Origin of the sequence: Pseudomonas taiwanensis, assembly GCF_013393345.1 — a bacterium.
Taxonomy (GTDB): Bacteria; Pseudomonadota; Gammaproteobacteria; order Pseudomonadales; family Pseudomonadaceae; genus Metapseudomonas; species Metapseudomonas resinovorans_C.
In genome coordinates this window covers 1-9,561 of the sequence record NZ_QJRF01000037.1, presented here as the reverse complement: position 1 = coordinate 9,561, position 9,561 = coordinate 1, and the positions used below count along the sequence as shown (strand labels likewise).

At 59.8% G+C, this 9,561-nt stretch carries 9 protein-coding genes; all 9 read left to right on the top strand.

What is annotated here, in order from left to right; translation table 11 throughout:
- Positions 1 to 1,082: type VI secretion system Vgr family protein (locus DM872_RS30695; RefSeq protein ID WP_179058427.1), on the top strand; the 1,082-nt coding region annotated here is incomplete at its 5' end.
- On the top strand, positions 1,079 to 2,020 hold the full coding sequence (locus DM872_RS05080) for a hypothetical protein (RefSeq protein WP_179058426.1): 942 nt from the start codon (positions 1,079 to 1,081) through the stop codon (positions 2,018 to 2,020). The genes DM872_RS30695 and DM872_RS05080, both read left to right, overlap by 4 nt.
- Positions 2,017 to 5,301, top strand: a complete 3,285-nt coding sequence (locus tag DM872_RS05075) for a T6SS effector BTH_I2691 family protein (RefSeq protein WP_179058425.1) — start codon at positions 2,017 to 2,019, stop codon at positions 5,299 to 5,301. Before DM872_RS05080 ends, DM872_RS05075 begins: the two co-directional genes overlap by 4 nt.
- Positions 5,302 to 5,624: 323 nt before the next feature.
- On the top strand, positions 5,625 to 6,098 hold the full coding sequence (locus DM872_RS05070; RefSeq protein ID WP_179058424.1) for a DUF6708 domain-containing protein: 474 nt from the start codon (positions 5,625 to 5,627) through the stop codon (positions 6,096 to 6,098).
- 194 nt (positions 6,099 to 6,292) lie between these two features.
- Positions 6,293 to 6,895, top strand: a complete 603-nt coding sequence (locus tag DM872_RS05065; RefSeq protein WP_373273681.1) for a DUF6708 domain-containing protein — start codon at positions 6,293 to 6,295, stop codon at positions 6,893 to 6,895.
- A 77-nt stretch (positions 6,896 to 6,972) separates the two neighbouring features.
- Positions 6,973 to 7,230, top strand: coding sequence for a PAAR domain-containing protein (locus tag DM872_RS05060; protein WP_179058423.1), 258 nt, complete (start codon positions 6,973 to 6,975; stop codon positions 7,228 to 7,230).
- A gap of 101 nt (positions 7,231 to 7,331) precedes the next feature.
- On the top strand, positions 7,332 to 8,111 hold the full coding sequence (locus tag DM872_RS05055; RefSeq protein ID WP_179058422.1) for a hypothetical protein: 780 nt from the start codon (positions 7,332 to 7,334) through the stop codon (positions 8,109 to 8,111).
- Positions 8,111 to 9,100 (top strand): DUF6708 domain-containing protein, encoded by a 990-nt coding sequence (locus tag DM872_RS05050; protein WP_179058421.1) that lies wholly within the window; start codon positions 8,111 to 8,113, stop codon positions 9,098 to 9,100. The genes DM872_RS05055 and DM872_RS05050 overlap by 1 nt, the downstream gene beginning before the upstream one ends.
- Before the next feature lie 110 nt (positions 9,101 to 9,210).
- A complete protein-coding gene (locus DM872_RS05045) occupies positions 9,211 to 9,477 on the top strand; it encodes a PAAR domain-containing protein (RefSeq protein ID WP_306296689.1) in 267 nt (88 codons plus the stop codon).
- Positions 9,478 to 9,561: the final 84 nt, after the last annotated feature.

Genomic DNA, 9,561 nt, shown 5'->3' with positions numbered 1-9,561 from the left:
AGGCCGAGGAAAGTGCCGACGCCAAACAGGGCACCCACTACAGCAGCACCGCCACCCTGGTGCCGGACGACGCCGAATGGCGCGCCACGCCGCTGCCCAAGCCGCGCATCGACGGCCCGCAGCAGGCCACCGTGGTCGGCCCGCCAGGCGAGGAAATCTACTGCGACGAGTTCGGCCGGGTGAAGGTCCAGTTCCCCTGGGACCGCGAGGGCAGCAACGACGAGCACAGCTCCTGCTGGATTCGCGTGTCACAGAACTGGGCGGGCGCGACCTGGGGCCTCGTGGCCATCCCGCGCATCGGCCAGGAAGTCATCGTCTCCAACTTCGATGGGGACCCAGACCAGCCGGTGATTACCGGCCGGACCTACAACGCCCACCAGCGGCCGCCGTACGAGCTGCCAGCGAACAAGACTCGGATGTCTCTCAAGAGCCAGACCCACAAAGGCAGCGGCTTCAACGAATTGCGCTACGAGGACGAGGCTGGGCAGGAGGAAATCTTCATCCATGCCCAGAAGGACCAGAACAACGTCGTCAACCACGACGAGACCACCTTCGTCGGCCATGACCGCAAAGAGCAGGTCGAACACGACGAAATCATCGACATCGGGCACGACCGAAAGGAGACCGTCGGCAACGACGAGCAGGTTGCCATCGGCCAGGACCGGCGCCACGAAATTGGCAACGACGACTACCTCACCATCGGCCGCAACCACACCATCAACACCGCCAAGGACCGTACCGAACAGGTCGGTAACAACCGCCTGGATAAAACGGCTGCCAACCACCGGGCGGAGATTGGGGGCAACCTCGACCAACAGGTGGAAGGAGAGGTCAAACTCCAGGCCGGTCTGACCATCACACACTACACCCGAGTGCACACAATCCACGCCTCCGAGGCTTTGGTCATCAAGGCTCCCGGCGGCACGCTACGCATTGATAGCAGCGGTATCACCCTGGATGGCATCGCGATAGTGCTCAAGGGCCCGATGAAGAAACAGGGCGGTGGCGCTGGCAACAGCCTCTCGCTGGGCAGGCAGGTTCTGGAAGGACTCCAAGCGGATTGCGTGGAGCGAAATCGATGAGCGCAGAACACGTCATTGCCTTCGCCGAACGGCCTCGGTCACCGGCTGACCACGTCTACCTCCTGGTGGACGATCTTGCCGACTGCGAGGAGGAAAACCCGCTCAGCGTTGCCTCCTTGACCCAGTCACTGGGCGAAGCGTCCGTGGCTCGTGTACTGCGGCCGGACCTGAGCCACACGCCTTCCGCCTGTCCTGCGCTGGTCCAGCTGTCCGCGCCGGGAGAGGCCCCACCGCGGCGATACCTCGAACGCAGCGCCCGCTACGCCATGGACGATGCGGCCTACAACAAGCGCTATGTCTGCGGGTGGCTGCTAAGTCCCCAACCGTTGGAGGCCATCGCGACCCACATCGCGACCCAGTGCCACACCACCGCGGCGCTCGATGGGCAAACCTCGCCGTGGTTCGAACCGCTGCGTCTGGAGCTGCTGGCCGCCGCACTCGGCGGCCAGCTTGGCAGCATTCTGAACCCCGTCCATGCCTGGCTCTGCCCGACCAGTTGGGGCAGCTATACGCTGCTGCGCGGTGCACGCGGCGCCCTGGCGACAGAGCTTCCCCCGCTGGCCAGGGAAACCCAGCAGCTGGCGCTGGTGGTCAATGACTTTCTTGGTGTATGGCGCCACGCCCTGGAACTCCCCATGGGCTTTGCGCCCTGGCGTTGGACGGGGACGTCGGTCCTGCCACCCCAGGTCGGCACCCACGCCTTTCGCCTAGTGCGCGATGCCCGCAGGCTTGGGCTCAGCAACAGTCACGACATCATTGCCTTGAGTCTGCATCGGGTGTTTATCCACCCACACCTGCCGCAGCACCCGGACATCCAACACGCCATCGCACAAGCGGCCGCCGGTGCCTTCAGCTTGCAAGAACACTTCGCAACCTACAGCGACGGCACCTGGAAGCGCATCGCTGCAGACTTGCCCAGAGCAGAGAACTACACATGAATACCAGCGCCGCTCTCGGCACGGCCACCCAGCAGGCCGCGCCTAATCCCTCCGGAGCCTGCAACGCCTGCCAGCGGACCGGGCTGCCGATTCTGCCCCTACGCGCCGCCTACGCCCCAGCGCCCTATGGCACGCACATGCAACCGGTGTCCCGCGGCTCCGACCTCATGGCTGTGCGCATGCGGATCGACCAACCCCGCACCTTGCGTCAGGGCTATCTCTATGTACTGCTCGACAAGACCGAATGGCAGGCTTACCAGGTCACGCCAGAAGGTGCCTTGCGCCAATTCCGGCCATATCAGCCGCCGCGCGAGGAGCCCCAGCCACTGAGCGAGGACTGCATCAAGCAAGACCACGATGTCACCGCGTCTTTCATCAACATCGACACGGCGAAGTACAGCACCGCCTCGATTGCCTTCTCCAGCGACCCCTGGCCGAAGAGCGTGCTGGACCGCTACCTGAGCGGCAAAGGCGAAGACGGCACTGCGTTGGAGCCCAGGTTTCACCAACTCGACCTCAAGGCCGCGCGGGAAAACCCCGCCAGCGTCGGCCTCGCCATGACCGAACAGGCACTGCAGGTCGACCAGAAAGTGCTTGAATACGCCACTCCTACGGCCGGCGACTTCAGCAGCGCGCATGGCTTCAGCACCCGCAATCACCGGCTGGAAGCACTGCGCGGCTTCGTGCGTATCCAGAGGCAGAGGCAACAGCTGCCCGAGGGTGTGCTCGCGCTGGTCCTGCTGGACCCCATCGGTCTGGTGCAGGAGATAAACCACCAGCGCCTGGCCTGGCAACGCCAGCGACAGCAGTACGAAAGCGACCCCACCACCAACTACAAGTTCTTCACCTCCGAATGCCTCAAGCGTCTGCGCGAGATGTGCAAGCAGGCCGCCGACGATGTTGTGCCCGCGAGTACCAATATCGTCTGGGAAATGCAGCCCAGTGAGTCGGGTGGACCACCGGTATTCCACGACCCAGCTCGTGAACGCGCCTTCCTCGTGGCGCGCAAGACCAAAGAGCTGCTCGGCAGGCTCGACGACCGCTACAGCGAACGCAAGCGCGCCGCTTTCGAAAAGGAGTTCGAGACCACCAAGCAGCGTCTGCAGCAGCAGATCGACGATATGGCGGTACTCTATGCCAGCCATGTGCTCACCAATCCGCTGTTCCACCTGGCCGAGCGTTACGACTACGACGCACACGTGGCGTATTCGGTGGTGTGCTACATCCAGACGCTCGAATCCTGCTTGCGCGGCGGCATCACCGAGGCTTCGCTCCCGCCGGATGCCGATGGCACTATCAAGCCCGTCGCCGGCCCGTCGGCCGCTGCATGGGAGGGGTGGATAAAGGACGGCCAGAGCATCGTCTTCAAGACCTTGCTCGCCTGTGACAAAAGCCTGATGGAAAGCCTCGTGCCTACCTTCAATAACCAGGGCGAACTGGACTGGAGCGACTTCGAGAAAATCTACAGCCCGGTCACCAAAATAATGGCCAGCAGCGACTTGGGCGACAAACTCATCCAGCCCAAGGTGCAGGCAGCTATTGCCAGCGTACTGGCCGCCTACAACGGCGCGGTGAGCCGCCTCGGCACCCAAGTCAACAATGGGGCGCGCAACGTTGCCACCCGTGTCAACAGCGCTGCGTTGCTGCTCTACTCGCACATCCACATGACTCAGGTCGCCGTCCAGATGAAGCTGGGCGACTTATACAAGCTGATGTGCGAGCAGATACGCGAAGACCGCAACAAGTTGGCCGCCGCCATCGAGCAAGCCACCGGCAGGGCACATAAGCAGGTTCGTTCGGTACTGATGGGGGGCGTGCTCAGCCTTGCCCTGGCCGATCCGAAACTGGCCGCACAGGTTGTGGAAGTGGTGCTGTGGGTGGAAGGCAAGGCTAGTGATCTGCGCCAACGATTCGGAAGCGTTGTCCAGGATGCTGCGCAGCACGCCGGCGAAATGCTCGGTGAGGCCACCCGCCGCACCAGTGCAACTGTGAATGGTCTGACGGTCCTCGCCGGTACGCTGGAACCGGGGGCACGCAAGGTCTTGGCTGGTCTTCAAATGACCGCCTTCCAGGTCACCGGTCTGGCGCGGTCTGGATTGAGCGGCGCACGCAATGCCGCCACCATTGCCCGGGGTGCGGTGGGCAGCGCTGAACTGCTTGTAGCTGTCGGTGGTACCTACTTGTTGTCGCAGGGGCTGCGCAAATCGGTCGAGACTGTGGATGCCACCTTCGGCGCCAAGCACGACGAAGCCGTGCTCGCGGTATATTCGGCATCCGTTGGCGTATTGGGAGGTAGCATTGAGGCAGTAGGCCTGATGATGCAAGGCGGTGCTGAACAGGCTCAGAAGGTTCTTCGCTTGCCTCCAGTTGGCATGGGCGCGGTAAGCCGACTTGCTGTGGCAGGTGCGGCCATTGCGCGATTTGGCGGAGTGATTGGCGCTGTGGCTGGCGTTGTTGATGCCTTGGCGTCTTTCAAGGCCGCTGGACGTGCTGGTGCTGAGGGAGGTGGAATTGCCAAGGCTCTGTATATCGGGGCCGGTTTCGCCTATGCATTCAGTGCGGGCTTTACGCTATACGCCCTCTACGCGACCTCCACGACAATACTAAGCGCTTCGTGGATCCTTGGACCAATCGGGTGGGCGATTCTCCTCGGTATGGCGGCCTACGTAGCATGGAAGATTGCTGAAAAGGCAGAGTCTTCTCCCTTGGAACGGTGGGCGTACTGCAGCTACTTTGGTCGAGCAGAGAACAGTATGTTCGCTGATGCGAATACGCCGGTTGCCGCGTTGAATGCAGCTGTGCTGGGAGTCGATGTCAACGCGAAATTCGAATCGGAACTGGTAAGTAAAACCTTCGAGGTTGGAGCTCTCATGGGAGGTACTAGGATAGCTGTTGTGCCTATTCCATATTTAAAGTACCAGATTTCCTTGCCACAGTATGACGCATCCCGTGCGGGCTATACCTGGAAATTACTCGTGAAACGCTACTCCGGAGAAGAACTGCTGGCGTCAGGGAGTCACCGGTCAACCTTGTCTTCGCCAAGTGCAGAATTGAAGCCGCCTACCCGATTGGACTACGAGCCTCATAGCGCTACACCGGTTAGTCAAGAACGCACTATCTCGGCAGTCGACGGAAGAAAGACAAATTTCCTGATAGTCGAAGGGAAAATAGAGTTGATGCTTGGGCATGATATCGATGAAGCAATCATTAGCGTCGAGTACTTGCCAGATATCCATGACGCCGAGATGGTAGCCAAAATGGAGGTTGTGGAGGTCATATGACGAAACAGGCAAAGCAACTATTGGACAAGCCAACCAAAGGATGGAAGGCCGATCTTCCTCTCCCGCAAACTGTCCCAAGTGAACAGCTGCTGTCAATCGGTTTGCCACCCAATGCTGTGGATGAGACCTATCTGGAGTTACACAGATCCAGTATTTTGAATCGCACAGGAGTTTTTTTTTGTGCACTGGGTATGCTTTTTATAGCCAGCGCGGGCGGGGTATTTTTATATGCCGAGGTGAATGCGAAGGAATTCTTCGGGTATCTGTTCTTATACTCGATGATAATTGGACTTTTGCTTGGAGGGGCTGTCGCTGGAGTGGGGATGCTGCGTACCGGTATTGCCTTCCCGCGAGACGAACCGATTCGCTTCAACCGCAAACGTGGCAAGGTCTATGTGTATCGCTTTCATAGTGGCGGGCCGATAAGCCGCAAGGGCTGGGGCGTGCGCCCGGTCGTTTTCAATTGGGACGACCTGCGTGCCGAGGCCTGGACCCGTTCGGCGCCGACCACCACCGCAGTGCCGATTGTCGCCTGGGGCGTGGATATCGCCGTGGTCGAACCCGGCACCAACCACGTCATCGACCGCTTTCAACTGGCCGGCACCAACGTCTATGGCGAGCACATGTGGGCCATGGCGCGTGCCTTCATGAACTTGGGCCCCGAGGCCCTGCCGAAATACCCGCGCCCGCCGCGCGACTGGAACAACGATGTGCCCTGGTACAACCTCGCCCTTCGGCTGGCGCCCAAGGTCCAGTGGCCTGCCGACATGGACCGCGAGTCGCGGATAGCACCGTGAGGGGGGGCGTGAACACGCCATTGCTGAATAAGCCAACAAAAGGATGGAAAGCCGACCTGCCTTGTCCCTCGACTGCGCCGGAAGAACCGATACCACCAGTAGGTTTGCCCCCTAACTATGCGGACGATACGTGCTTGGAGCTGCACACTTCCAGGCTTTTGAATCGGACGGTGGTTGTTCTTTGCGCAACTGCCATGTTTTGGGGGGTAAGCATGGCCTTCATGCTCATATTCGAGACAAGTTTTAGCGAATTTTTAGATAGTCCACTTCTGTCGCTGATGGATATTGGTCTCTTAATTGGAGCAGCTGTCGGAGGCATAGGAATGCTAAGAATGGGCATCACGCCACCGCGCGATGAGCCGATTCGCTTCAATCGTAAGCGAGGCAAGGTCTATGTCTATCGCTTCCATAGCGGCGGGCCGATTAGCCGAAATGGTTGGGGCGTCCGCCCCACCGTCTATAACTGGCACGACCTGCGTGCCGAGGCTTGGAGACGGATGGGACCCACTACCAGCGGTGTGCCGATTTTCGCCTGGGGAGTAGATATCGCCGTGGTCGAGCCCGGCACCAACCACGTCATTGACCGCTTCCAGCTGGCCGGCAGCAATGCCAACGGCGAGCACATGTGGGCCATGGCGCGCGCCTTCATGAATCAGGGCCCCGAGGCCCTGCCGAAATACCCGCACCCGCCGCGCGACTGGAACAACGACGTGCCCTGGTACAACCTGCCCCTACGCCTGGCGCCAAAGGTGGAATGGCCGGCCGACATCGACCGCGAATCGCGGACCGCGCCATAAGTGGTCTCAACGAGCAAGCTGCCCTGCCGTCTCGCAGGTCGCCAGACTTCGCAGGCAACACTCACAAGGAACCTGCCATGAAACCCGTTGTTCTCGTTGGCCATCAGCACAGTTGTCCCATCCATGGCAGTGGCACCGTCGTCAGCGGTGCGAGCGAAGCCCACGTCGACGGGCGTGCAATAGCACGCATCGGCGACCAAATCAGCTGTGGCGCGGTCATCCTGACCGGCTCTGCCGACACCATCGTGGAAGGCCAGCCCGTGGCTCGCCTGGGCGACGTCACCAGTCACGGAGGCACGCTGGTCGAAGGGGACGCGGACTGGCTCATCGAGTAACCCGCAGCTGCACCAACCCCGCCATCGACTTCGGCCAGGTCCTCGACCGTCCCGCGCTGCTCACCATCTGGCAAGGCGGCCAGCCCTTGAGTAGAGGGACGGTGGCCCGCATAGACCATTCCTCCGCCCGCAGCCTCGACGAGGCATTGCGCGCGGGCAACATGGGGGCGATGACGGAAATGCGTATTGGCGGCGCCCTTGTGTTTTTGGAGATGTGGAACCTTTACAACAAGCTGGCAACGGAAGACAAGCGAAGCAGGGAGTACATCGAGGCCGTGGCGGCACTGGTGGCCCTTAGCGCCGCCGGCGTCGAAGTGGGCGCTATCACCGTGGGGTTTGCCGAGCGAAGCGGCAATGCGGCAGTTCAGCAAGGCGCCAAGGTGTTCAGTGGTGGTTTGCGGTTGGGGGCAGGAATTCTAGCCGGAACTGCCGGTATGGTCGGTGCGTGGTATGACTATGCCGACTTCTGGGAACAACGAAAGCTTGGCAGACACTCCGTCGTTTATTTCTACTTTTTCCGAGCGGTTGTGCAAACAGGAGCGGCAGGGCTCTCTATTGCGGTTGGTTTGGCCTATTCAAGTCCATACATTGAACACCTAATCAAAAAACATGGGACGAAAGTGGTGATTGGAAAGGTCCTTGTGCGTGGTTCCCAGGCATCGGCAGCACTAGCCTCACGTATGATTCCAATGCTCCGCATATTTTTTGGGATAAACCTCTTTCTCATCGCGCTGGTTGCAATTGAATTATTCATACTACCTGACGATTTGGAGAACTACTTGAACCATAGCACCTTCCGCAAAGATCGCAACAACGGCATAGTCGATACTGAAGAGAGGGAGGTTGCTCTAATGCAGCGCGCGATAGAGAGGACGCTCTGATGTATCTGCTCGAATGGGGGTTTCAGTGGTCGAAAAAACAGATGACGCACAAGGAATCTGTCGAGACCCTAAAAGACCAGCAACGAAAACCCGGTCAACCCGAGCTAAAAGCACCGGAAGGCGTAAACGAGTCAGTCTCAAAAGTCGTCTACGACAATGACTCTCTCTATGCATACAATGATACTTATATTGACCTGCGCACCCCCAACGATGAAAAGAAGGGAGCAATTACGTTCTTCGGATGTGCAATAGGAGGAACTTTGTTGTGGGCGGAACTGGCAGTTATATGGTTGGCCACCGCGGACCTCCTGAATCCATCAGTAGTTCTTGGGTGGGACTTCTACGTATTTAGCTTAATCTTGTCCCCGCTCACTGGATCGGCTGCTTTGTTTTTTTATTTCAAGTATGCATTTAGGCTCCTTCGTTTGGAGTCCTTTACTGCTCGCCGAATCATTGTTCGTTTCAATCGTATCACTCGCAAGGTCTACCCGCTGCGTCCCGAGTATTTGGGCGGCATCCGCATCATGGACTGGGATAAGACCGAGGTACTTATCGACAAGAACATGAGTGAACTGGATGGCACCGGCGGTTTCGTCATCCTGGTCTGGGACCGGGGCGATGGCGTCGATTTGCAAGGCACGCCCACCGAAGACATCGAGGTTACCTTCGTCGGCAAACCGACTCACAGTGCCCGCGAGTTGCTGGCGTTCTGGGAGTACATCCGCCGCTACATGGAAGACGGCCCCGCCGCCGCTCCGGCACCAAAAAAGCTCCTCAGCAAATTCCCCTGGCCCTGGCTATCACTCAAGGCCGCCTGGGGCCTGGACACCCGCTTCCTGCGCCATAGCGGCCTGCGAATATTCGTTGTGGCCAACGTACTGATGTTGCCCGCCATCCTCATCCACGCCACCGGCCACTGGCTGTCGCTGCTGCTGTGCTATGAGCCGCGCTTCCCGCGCGCCATCGAAGAGGCAGGACGTAAAGATTAGGTAATCACGAGCAACGCGATCGCAGTGCTGGAGATTTAGGGTAGAGCTGGCGTTCATGGCCATTCATTGCGAATGCCATCGGTTTCCACGTAGAACATTTCAAGGAGCACATGATGGGTGGAGCGATTCGGCTGGGAGACAGCCATTCCGGCGGCGGCGCGATGGCAGAGGCCAGCGGATTCCCCGTGGACGGCAGGCCGCAGTGCCTGCTGGGCGACCATGCCCAGTGCCCGACCCACAAGGGCAGATTCCCGCTGGCATCCGGCGGCGACAGTTCGGCCATCATGAACGGACGCCCGCTGGTGTTCGAGCCTGCGCAGCTCGCTTGTGGGTGCAGCGTGTATTCCTCATGCGCAGGTCAGTACGACAGAACTTAGGGAGCCCATGACCCAGGACATCTGTACTCCAGGCCATCAGCGGTCACACCAGCATCAAGCCGGCGGATTTCTGTTTCCCGGCGG

What these genes read in the sequence shown, in the direction of transcription:
- DM872_RS05080 (WP_179058426.1), top strand. Translation starts at nt 1,079, where the DNA reads ATGAGCGCAGAACACGTCATTGCCTTCGCCGAACGGCCTCGGTCACCG.
- DM872_RS05075 (WP_179058425.1), top strand. Translation starts at nt 2,017, where the DNA reads ATGAATACCAGCGCCGCTCTCGGCACGGCCACCCAGCAGGCCGCGCCT.
- DM872_RS05070 (WP_179058424.1), top strand. Translation starts at nt 5,625, where the DNA reads ATGCTGCGTACCGGTATTGCCTTCCCGCGAGACGAACCGATTCGCTTC.
- DM872_RS05065 (WP_373273681.1), top strand. Translation starts at nt 6,293, where the DNA reads ATGTTTTGGGGGGTAAGCATGGCCTTCATGCTCATATTCGAGACAAGT.
- DM872_RS05060 (WP_179058423.1), top strand. Translation starts at nt 6,973, where the DNA reads ATGAAACCCGTTGTTCTCGTTGGCCATCAGCACAGTTGTCCCATCCAT.
- DM872_RS05050 (WP_179058421.1), top strand. Translation starts at nt 8,111, where the DNA reads ATGTATCTGCTCGAATGGGGGTTTCAGTGGTCGAAAAAACAGATGACG.
- DM872_RS05045 (WP_306296689.1), top strand. Translation starts at nt 9,211, where the DNA reads ATGATGGGTGGAGCGATTCGGCTGGGAGACAGCCATTCCGGCGGCGGC.